The sequence below is a fragment of the Flavobacterium sp. 316 genome (genome assembly GCF_000967805.1).
GTDB lineage: Bacteria > Bacteroidota > Bacteroidia > Flavobacteriales > Flavobacteriaceae > Flavobacterium > Flavobacterium sediminilitoris.
The window spans coordinates 403,487-430,023 of the sequence record NZ_JYGZ01000002.1 but is presented as its reverse complement, the minus strand read 5'-3'; the positions used below and the strand labels follow the sequence as shown (position 1 = coordinate 430,023).

28 protein-coding genes and 1 tRNA gene are annotated in these 26,537 nt (G+C 27.9%); 18 read left to right on the top strand and 11 right to left on the bottom strand.

Annotated features, from left to right (window positions below; genetic code table 11):
* The first annotated feature begins 2 nt into the window (after positions 1-2).
* Both SY27_RS18140 and SY27_RS05535 read left to right on the top strand, forming a co-directional pair.
* A complete protein-coding gene (locus SY27_RS18140) occupies positions 3-1,844 on the top strand; it encodes a M56 family metallopeptidase (protein WP_052705160.1) in 1,842 nt (613 codons plus the stop codon).
* Between the two features lie 65 nt (positions 1,845-1,909).
* The gene (locus tag SY27_RS05535) at positions 1,910-2,050 is read left to right on the top strand and encodes a hypothetical protein (protein ID WP_045967985.1); all 141 of its coding nucleotides are present in this window, start codon (positions 1,910-1,912) and stop codon (positions 2,048-2,050) included.
* Here the strand turns inward: SY27_RS05535 and SY27_RS05530 are convergent.
* Complete coding sequence (locus SY27_RS05530) at positions 2,047-2,559, bottom strand: adenine phosphoribosyltransferase (RefSeq protein WP_045967983.1); 513 nt, start codon at positions 2,557-2,559, stop codon at positions 2,047-2,049. The genes SY27_RS05535 and SY27_RS05530 overlap by 4 nt on opposite strands.
* A gap of 102 nt (positions 2,560-2,661) precedes the next feature.
* Here SY27_RS05530 and SY27_RS05525 point away from each other — a divergent pair.
* From SY27_RS05525 to SY27_RS05495, 7 genes are all read left to right on the top strand, one after another.
* Positions 2,662-2,735, top strand: a tRNA-Arg gene (locus tag SY27_RS05525).
* Positions 2,736-3,267: 532 nt separating this feature from the next.
* Entirely contained in the window at positions 3,268-3,819 is a 552-nt protein-coding gene (locus SY27_RS05520; RefSeq protein ID WP_045967981.1) for a hypothetical protein, read from the top strand.
* Positions 3,820-4,649: 830 nt separating this feature from the next.
* The gene (locus tag SY27_RS05515; protein WP_045967979.1) at positions 4,650-4,994 is read left to right on the top strand and encodes a hypothetical protein; all 345 of its coding nucleotides are present in this window, start codon (positions 4,650-4,652) and stop codon (positions 4,992-4,994) included.
* A 619-nt stretch (positions 4,995-5,613) separates the two neighbouring features.
* Complete coding sequence (locus tag SY27_RS18135; RefSeq protein WP_052705158.1) at positions 5,614-6,177, top strand: Crp/Fnr family transcriptional regulator; 564 nt, start codon at positions 5,614-5,616, stop codon at positions 6,175-6,177.
* A 75-nt stretch (positions 6,178-6,252) separates the two neighbouring features.
* Positions 6,253-7,038, top strand: a complete 786-nt coding sequence (locus tag SY27_RS05505; protein ID WP_045967976.1) for a hypothetical protein — start codon at positions 6,253-6,255, stop codon at positions 7,036-7,038.
* Between the two features lie 350 nt (positions 7,039-7,388).
* Complete coding sequence (locus SY27_RS05500; protein WP_045967974.1) at positions 7,389-7,580, top strand: hypothetical protein; 192 nt, start codon at positions 7,389-7,391, stop codon at positions 7,578-7,580.
* Between the two features lie 172 nt (positions 7,581-7,752).
* A complete protein-coding gene (locus SY27_RS05495) occupies positions 7,753-8,694 on the top strand; it encodes a GyrI-like domain-containing protein (RefSeq protein ID WP_045967972.1) in 942 nt (313 codons plus the stop codon).
* A gap of 63 nt (positions 8,695-8,757) precedes the next feature.
* Here SY27_RS05495 and SY27_RS05490 read toward each other — a convergent pair whose 3' ends face one another.
* Positions 8,758-9,495, bottom strand: coding sequence for an SDR family oxidoreductase (locus SY27_RS05490; protein WP_045967970.1), 738 nt, complete (start codon positions 9,493-9,495; stop codon positions 8,758-8,760).
* Positions 9,496-9,598: 103 nt separating this feature from the next.
* On the opposite strand from SY27_RS05490, the gene SY27_RS05485 reads away from it, so the two are divergent.
* Positions 9,599-9,955, top strand: coding sequence for a helix-turn-helix domain-containing protein (locus SY27_RS05485; protein ID WP_045967968.1), 357 nt, complete (start codon positions 9,599-9,601; stop codon positions 9,953-9,955).
* 25 nt (positions 9,956-9,980) lie between these two features.
* On the opposite strand, the gene SY27_RS05480 is transcribed toward SY27_RS05485, so the two are convergent.
* Together SY27_RS05480 and SY27_RS05475 are read right to left on the bottom strand one after the other, a co-directional pair.
* Entirely contained in the window at positions 9,981-10,247 is a 267-nt protein-coding gene (locus SY27_RS05480; protein ID WP_045967966.1) for a hypothetical protein, read from the bottom strand.
* Positions 10,248-10,302: 55 nt separating this feature from the next.
* The gene (locus SY27_RS05475) at positions 10,303-10,635 is read right to left on the bottom strand and encodes a hypothetical protein (protein ID WP_152640710.1); all 333 of its coding nucleotides are present in this window, start codon (positions 10,633-10,635) and stop codon (positions 10,303-10,305) included.
* Positions 10,636-11,088: 453 nt separating this feature from the next.
* On the opposite strand from SY27_RS05475, the gene SY27_RS05470 reads away from it, so the two are divergent.
* Positions 11,089-11,562 carry a hypothetical protein gene (locus SY27_RS05470; RefSeq protein ID WP_052705156.1) on the top strand — a complete coding sequence of 158 codons (474 nt, stop codon included), beginning with the start codon at positions 11,089-11,091 and terminating at the stop codon, positions 11,560-11,562.
* Positions 11,563-11,660: 98 nt separating this feature from the next.
* Here the strand turns inward: SY27_RS05470 and mtaB are convergent, their stop codons facing one another.
* Positions 11,661-12,989 (bottom strand): tRNA (N(6)-L-threonylcarbamoyladenosine(37)-C(2))-methylthiotransferase MtaB, encoded by a 1,329-nt coding sequence (mtaB, locus tag SY27_RS05465; protein WP_045967963.1) that lies wholly within the window; start codon positions 12,987-12,989, stop codon positions 11,661-11,663.
* A gap of 158 nt (positions 12,990-13,147) precedes the next feature.
* On the opposite strand from mtaB, the gene SY27_RS05460 reads away from it, so the two are divergent.
* Together SY27_RS05460 and SY27_RS05455 are read left to right on the top strand one after the other, a co-directional pair.
* The gene (locus tag SY27_RS05460) at positions 13,148-13,420 is read left to right on the top strand and encodes a hypothetical protein (RefSeq protein ID WP_045967961.1); all 273 of its coding nucleotides are present in this window, start codon (positions 13,148-13,150) and stop codon (positions 13,418-13,420) included.
* A 27-nt stretch (positions 13,421-13,447) separates the two neighbouring features.
* Positions 13,448-13,714: a hypothetical protein gene (locus SY27_RS05455; protein WP_045967959.1), complete on the top strand. Its 267-nt coding sequence runs from the start codon at positions 13,448-13,450 to the stop codon at positions 13,712-13,714.
* Between the two features lie 8 nt (positions 13,715-13,722).
* Here SY27_RS05455 and SY27_RS05450 read toward each other — a convergent pair whose 3' ends face one another.
* The 4 genes from SY27_RS05450 to SY27_RS05435 all read right to left on the bottom strand — a co-directional run bounded on the left by SY27_RS05450 (position 13,723) and on the right by SY27_RS05435 (position 17,085).
* A complete protein-coding gene (locus tag SY27_RS05450) occupies positions 13,723-14,079 on the bottom strand; it encodes a hypothetical protein (protein WP_152640709.1) in 357 nt (118 codons plus the stop codon).
* A gap of 49 nt (positions 14,080-14,128) precedes the next feature.
* On the bottom strand, positions 14,129-15,283 hold the full coding sequence (locus SY27_RS05445) for a histidine decarboxylase (protein WP_045967955.1): 1,155 nt from the start codon (positions 15,281-15,283) through the stop codon (positions 14,129-14,131).
* A 256-nt stretch (positions 15,284-15,539) separates the two neighbouring features.
* The gene (locus SY27_RS05440; protein WP_045967953.1) at positions 15,540-16,715 is read right to left on the bottom strand and encodes a GlmU family protein; all 1,176 of its coding nucleotides are present in this window, start codon (positions 16,713-16,715) and stop codon (positions 15,540-15,542) included.
* A 115-nt stretch (positions 16,716-16,830) separates the two neighbouring features.
* On the bottom strand, positions 16,831-17,085 hold the full coding sequence (locus SY27_RS05435; RefSeq protein ID WP_045967951.1) for a type B 50S ribosomal protein L31: 255 nt from the start codon (positions 17,083-17,085) through the stop codon (positions 16,831-16,833).
* 231 nt (positions 17,086-17,316) lie between these two features.
* Between SY27_RS05435 and SY27_RS05430 the strand changes: the two genes are divergently transcribed.
* The 5 genes from SY27_RS05430 (at position 17,317) to SY27_RS05410 (ending at position 23,216) form a co-directional block, all read left to right on the top strand.
* Entirely contained in the window at positions 17,317-17,847 is a 531-nt protein-coding gene (locus SY27_RS05430) for a DUF4199 domain-containing protein (protein WP_045967949.1), read from the top strand.
* Positions 17,848-18,792, top strand: coding sequence for a glycosyltransferase family 2 protein (locus SY27_RS05425; RefSeq protein WP_045967947.1), 945 nt, complete (start codon positions 17,848-17,850; stop codon positions 18,790-18,792). It begins immediately after the preceding gene.
* 88 nt (positions 18,793-18,880) lie between these two features.
* A complete protein-coding gene (locus tag SY27_RS05420; RefSeq protein WP_045967945.1) occupies positions 18,881-20,608 on the top strand; it encodes a phospho-sugar mutase in 1,728 nt (575 codons plus the stop codon).
* Positions 20,609-22,438, top strand: a complete 1,830-nt coding sequence (locus tag SY27_RS05415; protein ID WP_045967943.1) for an ABC transporter ATP-binding protein — start codon at positions 20,609-20,611, stop codon at positions 22,436-22,438. It abuts the gene before it with no gap.
* A gap of 76 nt (positions 22,439-22,514) precedes the next feature.
* On the top strand, positions 22,515-23,216 hold the full coding sequence (locus tag SY27_RS05410) for a hypothetical protein (RefSeq protein WP_045967941.1): 702 nt from the start codon (positions 22,515-22,517) through the stop codon (positions 23,214-23,216).
* Between the two features lie 6 nt (positions 23,217-23,222).
* Here SY27_RS05410 and SY27_RS05405 read toward each other — a convergent pair whose 3' ends face one another.
* Both SY27_RS05405 and SY27_RS05400 read right to left on the bottom strand, forming a co-directional pair.
* Positions 23,223-23,942 (bottom strand): hypothetical protein, encoded by a 720-nt coding sequence (locus SY27_RS05405; protein WP_045967939.1) that lies wholly within the window; start codon positions 23,940-23,942, stop codon positions 23,223-23,225.
* A gap of 127 nt (positions 23,943-24,069) precedes the next feature.
* Positions 24,070-26,529 carry a TonB-dependent receptor gene (locus SY27_RS05400; protein WP_045967937.1) on the bottom strand — a complete coding sequence of 820 codons (2,460 nt, stop codon included), beginning with the start codon at positions 26,527-26,529 and terminating at the stop codon, positions 24,070-24,072.
* Between the last annotated feature and the right edge of the window lie 8 nt (positions 26,530-26,537).

Below are 26,537 nucleotides of genomic sequence, written 5' to 3'. Positions count from 1 at the left end.
TTATGGAAAATACTTTTCTATATCTTTTAAAAGTAAACGGTTTACTAATTGTATTTTTTTTGGCATATTATTTTTTACTCCGAAAAGAAACATTTTTTCACAGCAATCGTTGGTTCCTTCTAATTGGAATTATCAGTTCTTTTGTATTACCATCGCTTTTATTTACAAATATTGTTTGGATTGAAGCGAAACCAATAGCAAATGAAACCATAAATAATCTATTACCAATAGCACATGATTCATCTACTTCAAATATTGAAAAAACAAATCATTTTAATTGGTATCAGATATTAGCATATATTTATTTTATTATTAGTTCTGTTCTATTATTCAAACTGTTTATCGAGATAATCTCTTTCTTTAAAATTGTAAAAAAAGGACAAAAAAGCAAATTAGAAACTATAAAAATTATAGAAACTAATGAAAATCACAATCCTTTTTCATTTTTCAACTATTTAATATATAGTAAATCCAATTTTACTGACGAAGAACTAAAATATATTTTCATCCATGAGAGAGTTCATATTGAAGAAAAACATAGTATTGACGTATTACTTTCAAAAGTACTTTGTCTACTATTTTGGATTAATCCAGTAGCTTGGTTATACAGAAAAGCAATACTCGAAAACCTAGAATTTATTGCTGATTATAGAACTACAAAAATTACTAACAATCCTTATAATTATCAAAAAACATTATTAAAAACAATCAATAATAAAAATCAATTATCAATCACAAATCAATTTTATCAATCATTAATCAAAAAACGAATCGTTATGTTAAACACCAATCAATCAAACAAAAAAAATCTTTGGAAATATTCCATTGTAGTTCCTTTCCTAGTTGCTTTTGTATTCTTTTTTCAAATTGAAACTATAGCGCAAGAAAAAAAACAAAATCCTGAATCAAAAAACATCGAGAAAAAATCAAAAACTGAATTTGAAATTAACAAAAACACTACCGATAAAAGCCTTAACGAGATAATCTCTATTTTCAAGAACAAACACAATCTTAATTTAGAGTTTAATACCGTAAAAAGAAACAAAAACAATGAGATTGTAAAAATAAAAGCTTCTTCAAATATCGGTAAAACTTATAATTCAGTAATCGAATTAGAAAACAAAAATGGTATTTCTCCTTTTATTATAAATATAAAAGAAGATAACTATAACAATAAGAACGTAGTTTTTACAAACACGGAAAGTTCATCTATAAATATTCAAAAAAACAAAATTTCTAGCAATGAAGATAGTAACATTACGAACTATGGAAAATGGAAAGTAGAAAAATATTTAAAAGATGACAAACCTGTATTATTTGTTGTTAATGGAGAAAAATTAACTCCTGGATCAAACATCAAATTAGATAAAGGTTTTGCTGTTATTCATTCAAAGGAATTAAACGCAGAAGAAGCTAATAAAAAATATGGCAGTCAAGGAAAAAATGGAGCTTATGAATTAATAATAGAAGAGATGAGTAATTTCTCTAATTTCCCAAGTCCTCCAAGCTTTCCAATGCCTCCATCTCATCCTTATAAAAACTTAAAAACACCTCCAAGTCCTCCTGAATTCCCTAATGCCCCTGAACTTCCTTCAAATCTTGATGATGAAAAAGAAATGAAGAAATTTGACAAAAAAATGAAAGATTTTGAAAAGAAAATGGAAAAATTAGAACCTCAAATAAAGAAATTTGAAAAAGAAATGGAAGCTTTTGAAAAAGAAATGGAGGCACATGAACCAAATATAGAAGCCTATGAAAAGGAAATAAAAATTTATGAAGAGCAAATGAAGATATATGAAAAAGAAATAGAAAAACATCTAAAAAAACTCGAAAATAAAAATTAATAATCTAAAAAAACAACCTATAATAAGGTTGTTTTTTTATCTATATTTGTGAAAAAAAATAAACGATGTATAAATTATTGGCTAAACTAAACAAAGCTTTATTACCAAGTTTTACTAAACAAGGTTTAGACCCTATTAAAGCTAAAAAATGGCAAAAAGCAATTATAGCTTATCGTTATTATATTACTATAAAATCTCTAGATTAATAAGTTAACGCTGCAAAAATATCTTTCCCTTTCAATTTCTCTCTTCCATTTAAAAATGAAAGTTCCATTAAGAAATTGCATTGCACAATTTCGCCACCCAATTTTTCCACTAATTCGCAAACTGCTTTTGCAGTTCCACCTGTTGCCAAAACATCATCATGAATAAGAATTCTTTCTCCTTTTTGGATAGCATCTATATGTATTTCAAGATTATCAGTTCCATATTCTAACTCATAAGAAGCCGAAATAGTTTCAAAAGGTAATTTTCTTGGCTTGCGAACAGGAATAAAGCCTGCATTTAATTTTTGAGCTAATAACATCCCAAAGAAGAATCCCCTACTCTCAACACCTACTACTTTATCAATCTTTTTTTCTTTCAAATCATTGATTAACAACTGCAAACAAGCCTCAATTGCCTCATGATTAGCTAAAAGAGGGGTTATATCTTTAAAAACAATTCCTGGCTTTGGAAAATCCTGAATATCACGGATATAATTTTCAATATTCATTTTCTATATTTTTTTATCATTTGAGTTTGCAATTTACACAATTATATCTATATTTGCACCCTCAATAACAAAGCACATAATTTATACTTTGTTAAGTAAATTGGCCTCGTGGCGCAACTGAATAGCGCATCTGATTACGGCTCAGAAGGTTACAGGTTTGAATCCTGTCGAGGTCACAAACAAAAACCCTTATCCTTTTAAATAAAGGCCTAAGGGTTTTTAATTTATATCTTTTTTATATCAAAACCTTTTTCCTTTTTTAAACTCTAGTACTTTAATTACCATTACTACAAAAAAAGCAAAAGAGAAAAAAACAGATATGTCAATTTACTGCAAAATGTACTAGAACAATTGTGCGAATATTACAGAATATACAACCCAAAAAAATATTTATTTGAAGGCCAATACGGTGGTCAATATACAAACAAGATTAACAAATTTCCAGACAAGCATTACAAAAAGCAAAAATTAATAAGAAAATCGGAATCCATCCGTTGTGCCATAGTCATACCATACATTTATTAGAAAACAGGACTGATATACGATTTATTCAAAGAATTATTAGGCCCTTAATATGATATAAATATTTATTAGATTTGATACTACTTATAAAATGATATTTTTTAACGCATTATCATTTTTAAATATCAAATAAATTAAACAAAAAACGCTTAAAAATATTCGTATATACTAAGAGTTGTACACAATTTGAAAAAACTAACAGTCATATTTGTTTTATTATTACTTTTTAGCTGTAAAGATAATAAGCGGAAAAACATTTCTAAATTTTCTGAAGAAGATGCGTACGAATTAATAAATACATACTTTCTTGAACAATTAAATCAATACGATTCACATTCTATAATTTATTTGAATAATAGAATTCTTAAAAAACCCGAATATCAACACACATATTTCGGAACTGACTCTATTGTAAATATACCATTTAGAAAAATTTCGATTCCTGTATTCTCAAAAGAATATTGGAAAATTAATAATATAAAAAACATAAGAGTAATAGATTGTAAAGAATTTGATTCATTTTTCAGAGAAAACGATTCAATTAATTTGGAGAAGTTGTGGAGTACTAAATTTAATAATGAATATATACATAATGTCTCCTATCCTATTTACAACCCGAAAACAAAAATTGCTGTAATAGAAGATTATCATTACAAACCTTTTCTGTATTGCGGAACTGGATTAGATAATTTTTATTACTATAGAAAAACATTAAACGGTTGGGAAAGGATTAAATAAACTGTGTACAACAGCTAGTTAACCTCAGTGGCCTGTGCTTGATTTTATCAATTTTTTGGAAAATTTATTACAACAAGAATCATTTAAAATTATTTACAACAGAAATAAAAAAATCTTCAAAACTCACAGTCGAATTTTATAAGTTATATAACAAGAGTACTTATAACTCTCTAGATATCGGAGTAATCAATTATCTAACTAATTCAATTGTTCATGCACAAAATAACAATCCTATAAGCACTTGAGTGGCTAATTTATTATTTATCAAATACTCAAAAAACAAAATATTTTAGAAGATTTTAAAACCAGATTATTCTTTAGCCTTCAAATTAGAAAGTAAAACTACTTCAATTGAGCAGTTGAATTGAATATTGAAAAATTATGGTTTTCTTTACAATTAAATTGGTATAAAAGCAGCCGCTAAATTTTATTTTAAAAAAAGATCTGAATGATTTAAATAAAACAGAATTAGCTACTTTAATTGTAATGACAAGAAATCCCTCCCTTTTTAATCCAATTTAGAAGACCTAAAAGAGTTGAACGTAAAGTTGATTTATTTTTTAATATAACTGTTATTAACAATCGTAACTGTTACACAACACCTCTCTACTACTAATTTTTTAAATAATTAGTAAAAACAACCTCTTTTACGGGATTTAAAGGGGATTTATTTTTTTGTAAAGACGAAAACATTACATCCAAAAAAGTTTTCTTGTGTAGCTTAAATCAGCTATTTTTACTTTAAATTTAAATATATATAATACATACGAAGGTTTTTAGACTAACTGACGTTGGCAAACATTTGAAAACAATCATAACCTTACCTAAACATGAAAAAACTAGCAAGACCACTAATGATACTTTCTTTTATTGGAATACTATCAATTTTCGCTTATGGATTCTCACAAAATGATCAAATTGAGAATAAACTCACTACCGTTCGCATAACAGAAGGAATAAATGGACCGTGGGACAGTAGAATAACAACCATTTACCCAGATGGTAAAATAGAGAAAGTTAATTTAGAAAAACTATCACCAAAAGATTTAACCATCAATCTGCTGACGATTAATAAACACATAAATTCATTAATTTCAACTGGGTTAAAACTCCATTCTGTTTCAAGTGGTAGTGGTGATGGTTTAGTCATTACTACTTATACTTTGACCAAATAGAAAAAGCGTACTACAACAATGTATAATCGTAATTATGGCAGATTCGACTATGTCCAACCTAATCGGAATTACTAACGCTAAGATTAAGTAATTTAAAGCCGATAACTGTCAGTTATACCAACCATTACACACAAGTTTAAAAAAATAATTATGAATGAAATTCACAAAACAGACGACAAAAACAGCACCAGAAGAATCTAAGGAATTATTAAAAAAGTTTTAGACAAAATACTTGCTATTTCTCCATCCATATACAAAGCTTATAATCAATTATTTGATTTGTTTCTTGGAAAATCTAGTTTAGTTTTTTTAGAAGGTCAAATTGTAAAATGACAAAAGTACCAAAAGATATTATAGAATCTTTACGAAACGGAAAGCCTATTGCTGATTCTAGATTGGAGACTTTACACGAAAGTTGATGACCAATAAAGGTCATATTGATGAAATAATGGAACAATATAAATGGACGAAATAAAAACCGTACATAATTAATGGCTAGTTTTAACTTTCTTACGAAGGCCTTCTTGAACTTTTTATCTGTATTTTATTTACTAACTTTAATACTTAAAAACATGCCACTAATCATACACAACCACATTAGCAACAAGATAGATAATATATGAATGAACTTATTGAATTTTGTAATAAAATATCTATACTAGATGAGATTTCATCAGCCGACTTAAATTCAATATTAAAAACAAAAAGTGTAAAAAAAAACGAATATTTAGCCGATAGTAATTCCCACTCGAAAGAACTTTTTTTTATAAAGAAGGGAATTGTTAAACTTTGCTTTAATGGAAATGGCAAAGAATTTATAATGCGTTTTTTTGAAGAAAATATCTTATTCGCAGATATTGAAAGCTACGTCCATAAAAAACATTCCAAATATGAAATAGTTGCTATTGAAGATACGGAGTACTACTCTTTTTCTTTTCTTGAATTTGAACAACTCTGTCTTAAACATCATAGATTAGAAACATTTTTTCGAAAATTTATGACAATAGCAAACCTAAACATGATGAAGCGGATTAGTGAGATTTTAGAAGAGGATGCAACAAAAAGATATTCTAATTTTAGAGCTCAAAATCCAAAATTATTAGAAAGAATCAGTTTAGGAGATTTAGCTAATTATTTAGGCATTACTCAGGTTTCCTTAAGCAGAATAAGAGCTATTAAATAACGTTTTTATCATTTGTTAAATGAATTACAATAGTTAATATAGAATTTTGTAATCATAACTTTAAAAAATAACAAAATGACTAAAGACTTAAATATAAAGTTGGTTAATAAACATCTAAATTATAAGAAGGTTTCTTTAATAACACCTTCAACATCAAATTACATTCATATTGCAGCTGAAATTGATGAAAAAGCAACCCCGTTTTTTATAACAACTAGTTCAAAAAAGAAAAAACTAATTGCAAATTGTAAAACTTGGTGTAGCGATTTAGGAAAAATAAAAGGAATCAATGAAATTAGTCTTTTTCAGGCAACCATGATTCCTCCTGGAATAGGTAAATATGTTCAAGAAAATAGTAGTAAAATACATTTAGCAAAATTTGACTTTGTAATATTGATTGAAATGCATTCAGAAAAAATATATGATGAAATAAAAAACAATGCCACTTTTAAATTAATGATAGACAACATACAAGAAATCTCTAATTTTACAGTCATTACACCTGCGTTGAATATTAGAAGGATTCACAATGTTAATCATAAAAAAAAGGGTGTGTTCCTTTTCAATTATTTCTCTGCATTAAATATAGAACAAAACCTAAGTGTATGGGAATATACTGCAGGTTGGTTTGAAAAAGAAACAAATTTGGATAACTCAACATTATTACTTCCTTTAGATAATAAAACTGCTAAATACTCGATTATCAATCATTGTAGATGGGATAAATACTTAGATATTTTACCTTCATTAATTTTTAAGAAAACATTTAAAAAATATGTGCTCGACAATTTTTATGTAAATAATGTTGGTGCTCAGCCCATCTTATATAAAATTATTCAATCTTACAGCTCTAATAAATAAATCTTGTTACTAACAATAGTGGTTTGCACAACCTCTTTTAAAGTGATTTAAAAGAGGTATGTCTTTTTTTGAGTTAAAACAAACACTTATATTTAAATTTAATAGTCATTAATAGAATGACTCAAAAACATGAAAAAGATATGATCTTTAGTAAAGTTTACAGTTAAATATAAAGTTTTAACACCATTATATTAAATATCACAATTAAAAAGAAATTCTACAATTAATTATTCTAGAATAAGTTTAACTTCAAATAAAAAGTTATCATAATAAAACTATAATTAAATCTATAACCATTTTATATTCCTTATATTTGACATACAAACACTTAATTTTAAAAAAAGAATAACATGACTACAGTAAAAATTGAAGGAATAATTGATCATCTTGATGACGAAATAAAGCAAGCTTTAACTACTACTTTAAAAGAGTATTTTCCAAATCAAGATTTTAGCAAAAATGATCTTTTTAATACTTTTAAAAGGAGACTTAGATGCAACACTTGGGAAGTTGTACCTGATAATCTTGTTAAACAGAAATAATACATCAATAAAATACAATTTGAAAAGCTTACATAGAAATGTGTAGGCTTTTTTATTTCACTTAGTTTTTATTTAACACTTAATTCTTTCTCTTACTATTTAAAAGAAAATAAACTTTTAGATTAGTCTTTAAACACTTTTAGCTTAAATTTGGATTATTAGCAATAAGCCAATGAATAATCTAAAGCAACAAAATGCTGAATACATTTCAAGAGTCAATAAGATATTTGACTATATTGAATTGAATCTTGAAAAGACAATTACTTTAGACGAACTTGCTTCTATTGCAAATTTCTCTAAATTTCATTTTAATAGAATTTTTCACTCTGTAGTAGGAGAAACTCCTTTTCAATTTATTTTGCGTCTTCGACTCGAAAAATCTGCATCCTTAATTTTAGCAAATCCAAAAGAGAGTATCACAGAAATTGCGTTAAAATGTGGATTTTCTGATATTTCAATTTTTTCAAGAAACTTTAAAGCTTATTTTAATACTTCAGCATCTCAATACAAAAATGAAAAACTTCAAAATAGCAATATAAGTCAAATAGAAAGCAATATAGAACAACCTAAAGGCAAGTTAAAGATATACTTTTGTCCTGATTCAAAAACAATTAAATGGAGGACAAATATGGAAATAAACAAAAGCGTAGAAGTAAAAGAACTTCCTAAAATGACCGTTGCTTATATTAGAAATTTGGGTCCGTATAACGGAGATCAAGAACTGTATCAAAACCATAGAAACAAATTATTTTCATGGGCTGGAGCAAGAGGATTATTAGGCGGAAAAGATTTTAAATATCTAGTATTGTATCATGATAATCCGAATGTTGCACTTAGTGATAATCTTAGAATGAGCTTGTGCATTACGGTTTCTCCTGACACAAAAGTAGATGGAGAAATAGGTAAAATGGAAATTGAAACTGCAAAATATGCAATTTGTCGTTTTAAAATTACCGAACATGAATTTCAAAAAGCATGGGATTGGATTTATGGACAATGGTTCCAAAATAGTGGCTATTTACCTGAAGACAAACCTTATTTTGAAACATATCCGGAAGAACCAAAAGATGGAAAATTTATTGTCGATTTTTGTATTCCTGTGAAACCTATTTAACTAAAATTACACAAGAGAACTAATTTGATATCTTAGTTCTCTTGTATAATTTATTTTATTATTTTAAAAAAGTGTTGAACCTCCATCAATAACAATTTTTTCATTTCTTAAAACTAAAGAACGATCTGAAACTAAAAATTCTAATATGGGAGCAATATCTGTAGGTTGCACAATTCTACCTATTGGAGATGTTTTAGAAAAATGTTGTAATAAACCATCAATAGCTTCATCTGTCATTCCTGATTTTTTCTGAATAGGAGTTTCTGTTACACCTGGACTAATTACGTTAACTCTTATTCCTTTTGACGCAAGTTCTATATTTAAGACTTTAGAGACTGATTCTAAAGCCGCTTTACTTGCTGTATACACACTTGTATTTACAAATGTTTTAAAAACAGCTATTGAAGTGTTAAGAACAACACTTGATGGATTTCTTAAAATGGGAATAAACTTCTGTACTGTAAAAAAAGCACCTTTAAAATTAATATTCATCGTTTCATCAAATAGTGCTTCGTTTGTATCTTCAAAACTAAATGATTTAAAAATTCCTGCATTTACAAACAATCCATCAATTATACCATGGTTCTCTTTAATTTGATTTACTAAATGATCTATTTCTTTTAATGAACTTGCATCTGATTTATAACCGAAGGCATTTACTCCAAGCTCTTCTATGGCTAATTTCAAATTCATCTCGTTTCTACCTGTAATAATTACTTGATAATTATTGTTTACTAAATATTTTGCACAAGCTAGCCCTATTCCACTTGTTCCTCCTGTAATAACAATTATTTTACTCATTTTTATATTTATTTTTGAGCAAAGCTATATTATTACTAACTTTGAAACAAGTACTTACCATTTGGTAAGTAACTGACTTTTAACTCGGAATATTATTCTTACTATGGAAATTTATAGAAAAAAAATTGAAGAAAATTATTTAGTTGCTAAAGAATGTCCTATAACTATTTTTATGGAGCAAATAGGTGGAAAATGGAAACCTGTTATTATTTGGTTACTACTTATTAATGATGTGATGCGCTTTAATGAATTAGATAAAGGAATAAAAGGAATTAGTCAGAAAATGTTATCACAGCAATTGAAGGATTTAGAACAACTTGGTGTTATTATTAGAAAATCATATCCTGTAATTCCTCCAAAAGTAGAATATAGTTTGACAGAAAAAGGGAAATCGCTTGAGCCAATTTTAACTTCTATGAAATCTTGGACAAACGAAAACATCCTTGAAAACAATCATTAATTTTCTAAATATTGAAGAAACTTAATTATAAAAACTTTTTATTAAAGACTTCTTGTTTAAGGCTTTCAATATCATTTTCGATTTTCTGAGCAGCTTCAACTATTTTTACTATTTGTGTTTCTACTTTGAAATTTTCAGTTTTACCGTTTATTATGTCTTGTATAGATTTTGGAGAAAATGATTTTCCTCTAGCATTAAAAATCCGTTTTTTATTTAATACAGGAATTATAGATCTGCTAGGTTGCTTTCCTAAGTATTTCACAATTATTTCTTTCTCGGATGGCTTTATCATGATTTTATTTTTATCATTCTAACTTCTTTCGAAAAGGAAAACTATTTCAGTATAATTAAAATTTTACTGTATTACTTAATTTTTCTTCAATTGAAGCTACACTATTTTTAAAATATAAAGCACCTCCATTTTTATAGAACATTTCAAAATCATAAAATAACATGGTTAAAAAATGAAATGATGCTAGTTTTTCCATTTGGCCTATCATTTCTAATAATAGCTTTGGCACCGCTTCCATACAAAATACTCCTATAAAGTTAAAATAGTCTGATGTGAATTGTTTCAAATATCCTTCTACGTTTTCTAGTATCTCTATTTGAATATGCAAAAAGTCATCTATTGTTGTTGCTTCGTGCAATATTTTTCCTATTTCGTGATTTGTGTACATAATTTCATTTTTAAGCATTTCATTATCTTATATTAAATGCTAGTTTAAATATTTTTATTTTTCGGCTTCTAAATTTTCATTTAAAGTGTTCTAACTTAGTTTATTTCTTTCATTCTCTTCCAAAACAAGAACAACTGGATAATATTATCGATTAAATACCTATTTTAACATTCTGATTTTATGCATATTATCCTTTTATATTAAAAGTTATTTTAATATTCTACTACTATTCTTCAATAAGAAGATCTTTGTTTGTTTTTTTTCAGAAGTCATTTACTATTAATTCTTTAGAAAAATGATTGCATTTACTATTCAATTTCAAGACATAATTATACCATCTATAGTATTTTTTTACTATATTAGCTCTCCATATCAATTCGTTTTCTAGTAGCTTTTAACTCGTTTTGATGTAGCTAATATACAAACAAGTTTTGATTAAACAAATTTATTTTAATGAAAATGCAAACTTTTTTCAAGAGATTAGTACAAATAATTGAACATCAAGGATTTAAAAATGTAAATGTTTTTGCGTTAAATGGCTTAGGCTATGATAGTTCGAGTAAATTAAATCGATTAAGAGATCCTAAAAATAAGCCTTCTCTTGAAATCTTATTGGATATTTCAAAACATTTTCCCGATATAAACATTCATTGGTTAGTCACTGGAAAAGGAAACATGTTGCTATATAGTAATGAATCAATTACAAACAAGTTACAAGAACCTAATGAGGAATATTTATCTGAAAATTATGCTTCTTTAAGAGAAAGTATAATGATGAAAGATGATATTATTAAAAACTTGAAAGAAAAAATTGAATTTCAAGAGAAACAATTGGAACCATTTTTAAAAACTATTGAAAACTTAGAATTGAGAATCAGTAACATGGAAAAGTTTAATGAATTAGTTAAACTCAAGGTTAAGATTTAAAAAGAATACAAGTTTGTACAGTTTATTTTCAAAGTATAATTTATACAAAAAAGTCTGCTAAATAATTTAGCAGACTTTTTTGTGATATATGATTTTTTTTACACTTCTACGTTTACAAAGTCAAAACGAACCATCCCATCTTCATCTATTTTTGTTAAGTAAATATCATGTAATGTATTCACTAATTCTGGATTCCAAGGTGTTTTTACTTTTACATAATTTTCAGTAAATCCGTGAATATATCCTTCTTTGTTTTCACTTTCAAATAAAACGGTTCTGTTTGTTCCTATTTGATTCTCATAAAAGGCTCTTCGTTTTTTAACAGATAATCCGCGTAGCATTTTGCTTCTTTTTGAACGTACATTCATTGGTACAACCCCTTCCATTGTAGCTGCTTCTGTATTATCTCTTTCTGAATAAGTAAAAACGTGTAGATAAGAAATATTAAGTTCGTTTAAAAAATTATAGGTTTCTAAGAAGTGCTCGTCTGTTTCGCCAGGAAAACCAACAATTACATCTACTCCTATACATGCATGTGGCATTACTTCTCTTATTTTTGCTACTCTATCTATATATAATTCGCGCATATAGCGACGTTTCATTTTTTTAAGAACATCATTGCTTCCACTTTGCAATGGAATATGAAAATGAGGCACAAATGCTCTTGATTTTGAAACTAAATCTATGGTTTCATTTTTTAATAAATTTGGCTCAATTGATGAAATTCGCAAACGTTCAATTCCTTCTACTTTATCCAATTCGGTAACTAAGTCTAAGAATGTATGTTCGTGTTTTTTATTACCAAATTCTCCTTTTCCATAATCTCCTATATTTACACCTGTAAGCACTATTTCTTTAATTCCTTTGGCTGAAATTTCTTTTGCATTTTTTAAAACGCCTTCCATAGTATCACTTCTCGAAATTCCACGAGCTAAAGGAATTGTACAATATGTACATTTATAATCGCAACCATCTTGCACTTTTAAGAAAGCACGTGTTCTATCTCCTATAGAATAACTTCCTACGTAGAAATCGGCATCTTCAATTTCACAAGAGTGCACTTCTCCCATGTCATTTTTTACCAAATCATTTATGTAATCGGTAATTTTAAATTTTTCAGTTGCTCCTAAAACTAAATCTACTCCATCAACCGCAGCTAATTCTTCTGGCTTTAATTGTGCGTAGCATCCTACTGCTGCAACGAAAGCTTTGTCATTTAGCTTCATCGCTTTTTTTACAATTTGTTTGAATTGTTTGTCTGCATTTTCTGTAACTGAGCATGTATTAATAACATACATATCGGCTACTTCTTCAAAATCTACACGTTCAAAACCTTCATTTTGAAAACTCCTTGCAATGGTTGAAGTTTCTGAGAAGTTTAATTTACAGCCTAAGGTATAAAAGGCTACTTTCTTTTTGTTTTCCATAATGTAACTCAATCAATGAAATCGTTGTCAAAAAATTGAGGTTGCAAATTTACACAGATTATTTCTGAAAATAAAATGATTATGTTGTAATAAAAGCACTTGTTTTTGTAACTTTTTTAGTTCTTTATTCGTAAAACTATAAACTAAATATTACAATTATGGCTGGAGAAGGTTCAATGATGCATGCTAACACTAGCTTAAAGAACAATAAAAGAAATAGAAAATCAAGACTTGAGAATTTTGTAAATACAACTTCTAACGGATACACTGAACTTATTAATCCAAACAAGGCAACGCCTGAAGTATTAGCAGAAATTAGAGAAAAACTTCAAGTTGAAAATAAAATTATTCTGCGAAAAAAAATTATTATAACTACTGCTGTTTTAGTATTAATTATAATAACACTAACAGTTTTAAATCAATTTTTATAAAATAATCTAATACCTAAAAAACATATTATGGGAGGATATTGCGGTTCACCAGCTTCAGTTATGAAGAACAATAAAGCACAACGTAGAACAGAACGGAAACCAACCGATTGGAAAGATTATATTGGTATGAAAAATATACCAACAGAAGATCATATAAAAGCTACACCAGAATTATTAGCTCAAATTAGAACTAAATATAAAAGAGAAAGAAAACGTAAGAATATTTTTCAAATTATACTTGCATTTCTGTCTCTTATAATTGCTATAGGAATACTTTATTTACTCACTATTTAAAGAAACTCTTATTCCTTGCCAATATTATTAATATCTTGAATTGGTTTTATCTCTATTTTTTTCCACTTCTTTTCTAATAGATAATAGAATAACCAACAAGAAGCTAAACCTATTGGTAATCCAATTGCTGCCATTAAAATAGAATTGTCCCAATCAACTTCAAAATTAAAAACGACACTTAAGACTCCTATAATAATACCACCAATTGCTCCGGCCGCATAATAAACTATAATTCCTAAAATGGCAAATAACCACTTGTTCTGATTATACTCTTCTGCTAATTTATAAAAGTACTTTCCTATGATAAATATAAATACGAATCCTAACATAATTTCTCTTGGATAATTTAATATACAAAAAAGCATCCAATTTTTAAATTTGAATGCTTTTATTTTTCCAAATATATAACTTTTTTTAAAAACTTAATTCAAAGATTTCTTCCTTTACCTCTGTACAATTTTTCATATCATCAATAAAATGATCAATCTGTTCTTTAGTGACATTTGGCATACAAATAATATGTGCAATATCTCCTTCAGTAGCTAATTGCCATTTTAATTTAATTTCATTTGATGTTTTTGGAAAAACAACAGTTATAGCATTTGGATTTCTCCATGCATCTACACCTATCTCTTTTAAACGTTGCTCACAATATTCTGCTACTTCTAAACTATGTAAATAACGTTTTTTTAATCCATCAACATTTAATTTTTTCAAAGCATACCACAAAAACAAAGGACAATGACCATTTCGAGAGCCTGTAATTGTTGTATCTAATGAACCTATATATGAAATGCTTTTTGATATTCTATCTCTATTAGATCGTTTTGCAATAATTACACCTGTTGGAATAGGAGAACCAATAAATTTATGTCCACTAATTGAAATACTATCTGCTCCATCAAAAAAATCAAAAGGAAGACGTGGTTCCATAAAAGCACCATAAGTTCCTGATAAGGCTGCATCACAATGAACATAACTATCTTGAATGGCTAATTTTTTCAAGATATTTCTAATTTTTGAAACGTCATCTTTTGCTTCTTTCATTGTGGTTCCAAAAGTGGTTAACACAATAGCTGGTTTATGACGATTCATTCGCAATGTGTTTTCAAAATCTTCATAGTCTATTTCTCCATTTTCTTGTGAACGAATAACAATACTTGGAATGTTTAGCAAATGAATGTTTTTACGAACGCTATAATGTGTAGATTCTGAATAATATACCATTGCTTTTGGAAATAATTCGCGTGCTAAATATAAACCATATAAATTGCTTTCAGAACCTCCATTAGTAACATATCCCCAGTAATCATTAGGATTTGCACGAAATAATTTAGCAAAAAAAGTTACAACTTCTTTTTCTAACTCATGCGTTTGCACTTTATAAGTCCCATCCTCAAAAGGATCTCCAAGATTATTAATTGGATATTGTAAGAAATGAGCAATTTCAGAATAATCGAAATCTTTTGATACTGGATATCCTAAAAAATTATCTCTTGCTTTTTCTATGTAGTCTTGTAAGTTGTTTAGTCTTTGTTTGTCTTGAGTTGACAATGGTTTTGCAGTCATTATTTGTATTTCATATTTTTTGCAAAAGTAATTTTAAATACTCTAAAATCTATTCAATAAATAAATATTAATTTTTAAATCTAATCATAACTTAAAATACAGAAAATAAAACCAAAAATCAATACAACATACCACTTTAGCTTAATTATTTAAAGGTTGCATTTCATAGCTTTATAGCCTATTAAATACAAACAAGTATAAAAAAAGAGAAATATATGGTTATATTTCTCTTTTTTATTTTAAATAATACCTCTTTTTATTCTTTTCTCCATTTTTTAGTTTCTTCAAAAACGTGTTCTAATATTTTTGCATCTTGTTCTGTAAATTCAACATGACGACGACTCATTACAACTTTTGCTACTTCAAATGCTTTTTTAGTTAAATAGGTTGTAAAGCCTGAAGCTCCGCCCCAAGAAAAACTTGGCACAAAGTTACGCGGAAAACCAGAACCAAAAATATTAGTAGAAACACCAATAACAGTTCCTGTGTTGAACATAGTATTAATCCCACATTTACTATGATCTCCCATCATTAAACCACAAAATTGCAATCCTGTTCTTGCAAATCCTTCAGTTTCATAACTCCATAAGCGAACCTCTTCATAGTTATTCTTTAAATTTGAGTTATTAGAATCCGCTCCAATATTACACCATTCTCCTAAAACTGCATTTCCTAAAAATCCATCATGCCCTTTGTTTGAATAACCAAACATAACAGAATTATTAACTTCACCTCCAACTCTACAATGTGGTCCAATTGTAGTGGCTCCGTATATTTTTGTTGCTAATTTTACTTGTGCTTCTTCACATAATGCGAATGGTCCACGAATAACAGAACCTTCCATTATTTCTGCATTTTTACCAATGTAAATTGGTCCTGTTGATGCATTTAGTGTTACAAACTCTAATTTTGCTCCTTCCTCAATAAAAATATTTTCGGGAGAAATCACATTTACGCTTTTAGGAATTGGCTGTGAATATCTATCTCCTGTAAGAAGTTGAAAATCTTCTCGAATAGCTGTATCATTTTTAGCAAAAATATCCCATGTATTTTCAATTCTTAAAACATCTTCATCATAATCAATTAATTCATATTCATCAAAATCGACTTCTTCTTGAGTATCATTTGAATAAAAAGCAATAATCTCTTCTCCTGAAATAACAGCTTGATTTTTTTCCAAATTAGTAATCATTTCAACTAAAACTTCATTTGGCAAAAAAGAAGCATTAATCATAATATTCTCTTCCATTTCCACCATTGGAAACTTTTCCATTAAATACTCCTCTGTTAATGTTGTAGTTGTATATCCTAAATATTTTTCCCATTTTTCTCTAATGGTTAAAATTCCTACTCGAATATCAGCAACAGGTCGAGTAAAAGTAAACGGAAGTAATGCATTGCGAACCGTTCCGTCAAAAAGTATATAGTTCATAATTATTTAGTTTGAAAGTCTCAAAGTTACAAAGTTTGAAAGTAAATATAGAAAAGTTAAGACATAAAAAAAACCTTCCAAATTGGAAGGTTTCTTTATATCTATAAAAATTCGATTATTTTTTATCGAATTTTGCATATTTAGTTTTGAATTTATCAATACGTCCAGCAGTATCAATAAGTTTCGATTTACCTGTGTAAAAAGGGTGAGAAGTACGAGAAATCTCCATTTTGAATACTGGGTATTCTACACCATCAACTTCGATAGTTTCTTTAGTTTCTACTGTAGATTTAGTAATAAATACGTCTTCGTTTGACATGTCTTTGAAAGCTACTAATCTGTAATTTTCTGGGTGAATTCCTTTTTGCATTTTGTAAATCTTTTTTATTTGTGATTATAAATTGCTTCGCGGCTTTTTTATTTTAGTAAAAAAGGTGTAAACGCTTTATAACCTTTTAGTTTATAATCTTTTATTTTCAGAGTGCAAATTTACACTAAATTTTTAATTTACAAGCGTTCCTGTAACTTTTTTTATTTTTTTTATACTAATAAGACAAACTTTATTATTTCTATATTTGTAAACTATTAAAACAAACTAACCATGAACGAAATTATTAAAAAGAATGCGATTACTTTTGGAATTGTAACAGGTGTAATATCTGTTTTAATTACTTCTTCTATTTATTTAATAGACCTAAAACTATTTACTGCTTGGTGGATTGGAATTGCAAGCATTGCTATATATGTTGGAATTGGAATTTATATGCTAATGAAAACAAAAAAAGAATTAGGTGGTATTTTCTCATTTAAAGATGCTTTTACAACTTATTTTTTATCTGCTGTAATAGGAATTGTAATTTCAGTTTTATTTAATATTTTATTATTTAATTTCATTGATACTGAAGCCAAAGACACTGTTCAGGAACACCTAATTGAATTTCAAGTAAATATGTTGAAAAAATTCAATACACCTACAGCTACTATAAAAGAAGCTGTTGAAAAAATGGAAGAACAAAATCAATTTGACATTGTACCTCAAATAAAAGGATCTGCATTTAGCATTATATTTAGTGCTCTTTTTGGACTAATTTTAGCTGCAATTTTCAAAAGTAAACCAAAAGAACAATTCTAAATGAATATATCCATAGTTATTCCTTTATTAAACGAACAAGAATCGTTACCCGAATTACACAATTGGATTGTGAAAGTTATGACTAGTCATAACTTTTCTTATGAAATATTGTTTATAGATGATGGTAGCACAGATGATTCTTGGCAAACTATTCAACAACTTTCAAAAAGCAATAATAGTGTAAAAGGTATTCGTTTTTTAAAAAATTATGGCAAAAGTCAAGCTCTTCACGCTGGTTTTGCAAAAGCAAAAGGAGACGTTATTATAACTATGGACGCAGATTTACAAGATAGTCCAGATGAAATCCCTGAATTATACGACTTGATTACGAATAAAAACTATGATTTAATTTCGGGTTGGAAAAAAAAGAGATATGATTCAGTTCTATTTAAAAATATCCCTTCTAAATTATTCAATTGGGCAGCAAGAAAAACGTCTGGAGTAAAATTAAATGATTTTAATTGCGGATTAAAAGCTTATAAAAATGAAGTTGTTAAAAACATTGAAGTTTCGGGCGAAATGCATCGATATATTCCTGTTTTAGCAAAGAATGCTGGATTTAGTAAAATAGGAGAAAAAGTAGTAATCCATCAAGCAAGAAAATACGGAAGTTCTAAATTTGGAATGAGTCGCTTTATAAACGGTTTTCTAGATTTAATAACTATTTGGTTTTTGTCAAAATTTGGAAAACGTCCAATGCATTTATTTGGCTTATTAGGTTCTATTATGTTTATAATTGGATTTTGTCTTGCCTTATATTTAGGTATTGACAAGGTTTTTATTCACACAAAATCTAGACTAATTACGAACAGACCTCAATTTTATATAGCACTTACAAGTATGACAATAGGAACTCAATTATTTTTAGCTGGATTTTTGGGAGAAATTATTTTAAGAACAAAAAATAACGAAGAAAGATATAAAATATCTAAAACAATAGAATAAAATTAGCTCTGATTATTTATTAATCTACTTTATTTTCATATGTTAAGAATATTAATGAATAATCAGAGATAGTTTCAAAAAATAGATTATGCACATAAATCAAAACATTTTAAATAAAGTAAACGAGTGGTTGACTCCTGTTTTTGATAAAGAAACACAGGAATCTATAACTGAAATGATGACTTCTTCTCCTAAAGAACTTGAGGATTGCTTTTACAAAAATCTAGAATTTGGAACAGGTGGAATGAGAGGAATCATGGGAGTTGGTACAAATAGAATCAACCAATACACATTAGGAAAAAACACACAAGGTATATCGGATTATTTAAAGAAAAGTTTCGTAGGCGAAGAACTAAAAGTTGTTATTGCTTATGATTGTCGTCATAATAGTGATACTCTTGCCAAAGTTGTTGCTGATGTTTTTTCCGCTAATGGTATTAAAGTATATTTATTTTCAGAATTAAGACCAACTCCCGAATTATCATTTGCTGTTCGTTATTTAAAATGTCATGCAGGAATTGTTTTAACAGCTTCACACAATCCACCAGAATACAATGGATACAAAGTATACTGGCAAGATGGAGGTCAATTAGTCCCACCTCAAGACTTAGAAATAATACAAATTATTGAAGACTTAAAATATAGTGATATTCTTTTTGAAGCAAATGAAACTTTGATTGAATATATTGATAATGATATTGATGAGGCTTTTTGGCAATCTACAGTTGAAAATGCAAGTTTTAATACTCCTCAATTAGCAAAAGATAATTTAAAAATTGTTTATACTTCTTTACATGGAACTTCTATTAAAGCAATTCCAAGTGTCTTAGCAAAAGCAGGATATAACGATGTAAATATTGTAGCTGAGCAATCTGTTCCAGATGGAAATTTCCCTACAGTAAAATCTCCAAACCCTGAAGAACCAGAAGCTTTAACAATGGCTTTAAATTTAGCTGACGAAATAAATGCTGACATTGTTGTAGGAACAGATCCTGATAGTGATCGATTAGGTGTTGCTGTTCGCGATTTAGATGGAAAGATGAAATTGCTTAATGGAAACCAATCCATGGTTATAATGACTGCTTTTTTATTAGAACAATGGAAAAGAACTGACAAATTAACAGGAAATGAATTCATTGGCTCGACTATTGTATCCACTCCATTAATGCTAGAGTTAGCATCGGCTTATGGTGTTGAATGTAAAGTTGGATTAACTGGTTTCAAATGGATTGCAAAATTTATCAAAGATTTCCCAAATCAACAATTCATAGGTGGTGGAGAAGAAAGTTTTGGTTTTATGGTAGGTGATGCAGTAAGAGATAAAGATGCAGTAGCTGCTATTTTATTAGTATGTGAAATTGCCGCTCAAGCAAAAGCTTCAGGAAGTTCACTATTTAAAGAATTAATCAATTTATCATTAGATTTTGGTTTTTATAAAGAACACCTTATTTCAATTACTAAAAAAGGAATTGAAGGTGCTAATGAAATTAAGCAAATGATGATTAATTTGCGTGAAAATCCTCTAAAAGAAATTAATGAACAACGTGTAGTTTGTATTGAAGATTACCAAAGTTCAAAAGCACTAGATTTGATGAGTAATGAAACATACGACATTACAATTCCAAAATCGAATGTTTTAATTTATTATTTAGAAGATGGAAGTAAAATTTGCGCAAGACCTAGTGGAACTGAACCAAAAATTAAGTTTTATTTTAGTGTAAATACCGAATTACCTTCAATTGAAGAATACAATATCATTGAGCAAGAGCTTGATAATAAAATTAAAAATATCATTGCTGAAATGCAATTAACCTAGATGAAAAAAAGCACCTTTTACAAAATTTTAAAATTTGCACTTCCTTATAAACGATTTGCATTTCTTAACATATTTTTCAATATACTATATGCATTATTTAATGCCTTGTCTTTTGTTATGCTAATTCCAATGTTAGACGTTATGTTTGACACTACTAATAAAGTATACAAAAAACCCGTATATACATCAATATTTGAAATTAAAGATTTTTTAAAAAATTATTTAGATTATAGCATTACTACTGCAAAAGCTTCAAGTCCAGAAAATGCATTACTTATAATGATAGCATTAGTTATTTCTACTTTTTTATTAAAAAACATTTTTAATTATCTAGCTGTATATAATGTTACATTTTTAAGAAACGGAACGCTTAAAGATTTACGTATTGCTTTATATAAAAAAGTAATCCATTTACCTCTTGGCTTTTATTCAGAAAAGCGCCGTGGAGATGTAATGGTACGTTTGACAAATGATGTAGGTGAAGTACAATTTTCTTTTTTATCAATACTTGAAATCATCTTTAAAGAACCTTTAACCATCATTATAACATTAATAATAATGTTCTCTATGAGTGTTGAATTAACTATTTTCGTCATGATATTTATTCCTTTATCAGGAATAATCATTTCAAAATTAGGTAAAAGTTTAAAACGTAAATCTGGTAAAGTTCAACAAGAATCAGGTATTTTTCTTTCTATACTAGACGAGACTTTATCTGGATTAAAAGTAATTAAAAGTTATAATTCTGAAAATAACTTCAAAAATAAATTTACAGATTCAGCTAATAAATTATATCATTTTTCTAATAGCTTATTAAATAGAAACAATATAGCTTCTCCATTAAGTGAGTTTTTAGGAATTGTAGTAATTGCAACATTATTATGGTATGGTGGGAAAATGGTTTTAATTGATGAATCTTTAAAGGGAACTGATTTCATTGGATACATGCTATTAGCTTATGGTATTCTAACTCCTGCAAAAGCTATTTCTAAAGCTAATTATACATTAAAATCATCAATGGCTGCCGCAGATAGGGTTTTAGAAATTTTAGAACAAGAAAATACAATTACATCAAAAGAAAATGCATTCATAAAAAAATCTTTTGAAGATAAAATATCTATTTCAAAAATTAATTTTGCTTACAACGAAGAAAAAGTCCTAGAAAATTTCACATTAAATGTTCCAAAAGGGAAAATGATTGCACTTGTAGGTCAATCAGGAAGTGGAAAAAGTACTATTGCTAATCTACTAACTCGTTTCTATGACATTCAAGATGGAGATATTAGTATTGATAACGTATCCATTAAAGATTGGGATATTCATGCTTTACGAGATTTAATGGGATTAGTAACACAAGACTCTATTTTATTTAACGATTCAATAAAAAACAACATCTTAATAGGTAAGCCAAATGCTACAAATGAAGAAATTATTGAAGCTTTAAAAATTGCTAATGCTTATGAGTTTATAAAAGATTTACCTAATGGTATTGAGACTAATATTGGCGATGCAGGTGGAAAGCTTTCAGGTGGACAAAAACAACGTTTATCTATTGCTCGTGCTGTTTTAAAAAATCCTCCTATTATGATTTTAGACGAAGCTACTTCTGCTTTAGACACTGAAAGTGAAAAATTAGTACAAATTGCACTAGAAAACATGATGCAAAACAGAACTTCAATTGTAATTGCTCATAGACTTTCAACCATTCAAAAAGCAGATACTATTGTTGTAATGCAAAAAGGTCAAATCGTAGAACAAGGTTCTCATACTGAGCTATTAGCTAAAAATGGCACTTATGCTAATTTAGTTAATTTACAATCATTTGAATAAAACTTAATCGTTTTTATAAGACAAATCTCAATTAAATTTACTTAAATTTGATTGAGATTTTTTATTTTTAAAAATTATGTTTCTAAATAGTCCAGATATAAAGTTAACTGATAACCCAGAAACCATAGTCTGGAAATATTTAGATTTATCTAAATTTTTAGATATGCTCTTATCTAAAAAACTTTTCATGTCGCGCTCTGATAAATTTGAAGATCAATATGAAGGTACTTTTTCTGAGCCTACTTTTGAAGAAATCAAGAAAATTGCAGTTAATAATCCTAAGTTTTTAGACTACTACAAATCTCACAGAGAAAAAGTTGTAATTAGCAGTTGGCACGCAAATGAATATGAATCTTTTGCCATGTGGCAAATTTTTACAAAAAATAACGAAGGTTTAGCAATTCAATCAACAATAGGAAGAATTAAAGAAGCTTTAAAGTCTGAAAAGCATTTTGAACAATATATTGGTGAAGTAAATTATATTGATTATAAGAAAGAATACATTCCTTTTGATGATACTTTTTTTCCCTTTTTATTTAAACGTAAAAGTTTTCAATATGAAAGGGAAATTAGAATAATTTCTGATGTTAGCAACTCTAAAATTTCAATCAATGATGGTTTAAAAATTGATGTAGATATTAATCAACTTATTGAAAAAATCTACATTCATCCAAAAAGTGAAAATTGGTATAAAAATTTAGTAATTGAAATGGTTCAAAAGTTGGGCTATGCCATTACTATTGAAAAATCGGATTTAGAAAGTGATATTTTGATTTAACTATTTCTAAATCGGCATATACTCTTCTACTTTCCAATCGTCTGCTAAAAGGTTCACAAAATGATAGTGCACTTTATCTTTCTTGTCAAAAGCGCCATTTTTATTAATATCTTCTATACATCTTAGATATAAACGATTTTGAGTTTCAATAATATTCCAATCTATTAATTCTTGAAGTGGTTCGGAAATTTTCACAAAATCGCTACCATCAATTAAGCTTAGATATAATGATTTAATATCGTTTTGATCTATTTTCCCATCTTTATTTGTATCATCATCTACTAGTGTATACACTAAAATTTGTTTTCTAGTTTTTTCAGCAATTGTATTCAAATAGGTTACTGTTTGAATTTGAATTTTATCTTCTGTTAATGGTTTTACATTTATAGAATCGATATGTTGAAATTTTAAATTTTCAAAATAACCTGTTAATTCAAATCGATTGTAATTTGAAATAGCATAACTTACTTGATTCGTTTTACTAGATCCATATACTTTACTATAATCATCATATACTCTAACATCTCCTACTGGATGAATCAAATAATTAGTTCCTTCCATAAGTATTGGTAAATCGGCAATTTTTATAGAAGATGTATCTACTTTTTTAGGTTCAATAATCGTTTTCACTTCTTCATAAATTACCTTTGGTGTTTGCTTTTCTTCTTTGCAACTTACCAATAGGAGAATAACCAAAAAAGGAATATTACGCAAGATCGTTTTCATATATTGTTAATTATTTGTTTTTCAACCGTTATGCTTTGCTTTAAATTACACTCATAGTCTTTTCGTAAAGCAACTTCATAGTTTGAAAGTTATTGTCAAATATAGTAATTTTTTGAATGGTTATAATTTACATTCTAGCAATTAACTTTATATTAAAAACACGAGTAGTCATAAAGTTTGGAATTCCATATTGAGATTTTGTATATACATCTCTTACCCAAGTATTCGTTATTGCATTTTGATTGTTAAACAGATTAAAAATTTCTAATCCTAATGAAAATTCACTAAAAGGTTTTAACCATGTTTTATTAGACTCAATTCCTGCATCTTTAAACACATAAGAAAATCCTGCGTCTGCTCTTCTATAGTCTTTTAAACGCAATTGGTAATCATAAGGATCTGCATAAGATGGTGAACCTCCTGGTAATCCTGTATTATAAACTAAGTTCAAATAAACTTTTACATTTGGAATATTCGGCATATAATCTTGAAATAATAATCCAAATTTCAATCGTTGATCTGTAGGACGAGCAATGTACCCTTGATTATTATAATCTTCTTCTGTTTTTAAAAATCCAAAACTAAACCACGATTCTGTTCCTGGCACAAATTCTCCATTTAAACGAGCGTCAAACCCGTAAACATAAGCTTTTGCATTATTATCGGCTCTATATCGAATTCTAACATTGTCAATTGTATATGTATTTACATCTGATATGTTTTTATAGTAAACTTCATTCAGTAATTTAAAAGGTCTGTTCCAAATTTTAAAACTGTAATCATTGCTCAAGACTAAATGGAATGATTTCTGAGCTTTAACATTTGGTTGCACAACTCCATTATAATCACGCAATTCTCTATAAAATGGAGGTTGATTATACATTCCACCTGAAATCCTAAACAACATATCTTTCTCCCAATTTGGTTTTATTGCAAATTGTACTCTTGGTGAAAAAGTAAACTGACTATCTCCATTGATATTTTCCCCTGAAACTTGCCATTGGTGTCCACGAATTCCTGCATTTAACCAATATTTATGTTCTCCTATTTCACCTCTATAATTCCACTGTACATAACCTGAAAATCTATTAATCGTAGTAAAATTTGTAGCTCTTACATTTCTATATGGAGCCAAAGGACCTGTATATGGATTATAAGGTTGGTCGTTTTGATAATCTAAAATAGGAGCTGGTAAAGAGAATCCTGCTGAATCTACAACTTCCCATTCTACAATTCTATCTCTAATATCTTCTCTTGTATATTTTAAACCCCATTCTAACTGAGTTTTTTTATTTAATTCATGAAAACCTTTAACTTCTGTATTAAAAATTAAAGCATCTAAATCATTACGAGCATGATTTAATTGAGAACCAATTCCCCTTGAAAACACAACATCTCCAAAAGTTTCTGAACCAATATTTGAATCTACTTCTCCTAAACGATATTGAGCTAAAATATCATAATATTCTTGTTCTTGAGTATGATAAGTAGACGCAATAAATTTTAATTTATTCTTATTATTGTATTGATAAACAGATTTAACAGCACCAAACAAAGTTAAATATTCATCTTTTTCTTGTCCTTCATAAAACACCAGCAAAGCAATTGGATCACTTATTGTTCCAAAATTAGTTTGACGTGTTAAAGGTTGATAATTATATTTATTTTGTGAAATATTACCTAAAAAACTCCAACTCCATTTTGTGGAAGCATTATAATTTAATAAGGTTTGAATATCTGCAAATGTTGGTCTGAAATTAGTTTCTGTTTCTTGACTGTTAACCAATAAACTATTATCTCTATATCGAATACCAGTAATATTACTCCATTTTTGATTTTTAGAAACTGCTTCAGCCGTTAAACTTCCTCCTAATAAACTAGCTTCTAACCCTATTTTAAATCGTTTAGGATTTCGATATGTAATATCTAAAACAGAAGCCATTTTATCTCCATATTTTGCTTGAAATCCTCCAGCAGAAAAATCAACATTTTCTACCATATCGGTATTTGTAAAGCTTAATCCTTCTTGTTGTCCAGACCTAATTAAAAACGGACGATATACTTCAATTTCATTTACATAAACTAAATTTTCGTCATAATTTCCACCACGTACTGCATAAGATGTACTTAGTTCATTATTCGAATAAACTCCTGGAAGTGTTTTTATAATATTTTCAATTCCTGCATTTGCTCCTGGAATTTTACGAATAATAACAGGGTCAATTGTAGTTATTCCTTCTACTCTTTTTTTATTATTTCCAGTTACAACAACTTCTCCTATTTGTGTAACTCTAGCATTCAAAACAGGATTTAGCTCAAAATCTTCGTTTGATTTAAGAGTTACAGTAATAACTGTATTTTTAAATGTAACATGTGAAAAAACAATTGTGATTTCCTTGTTTGCGGGAACTTCTAACAAATAAAATCCGTTTTTATTTGAAACGGTTCCTGTTTCTCCTACTTTTATACTTACGTTTTCAACAGGAGCATTAAATTCATCTAGTATTACACCTTTGATTCTGGCTGTCTGAGCAACAATAAATTGTTCAAAAAAACAAAAAATCACTAAAAAAAATAGCTTTTTCAATTATCTAA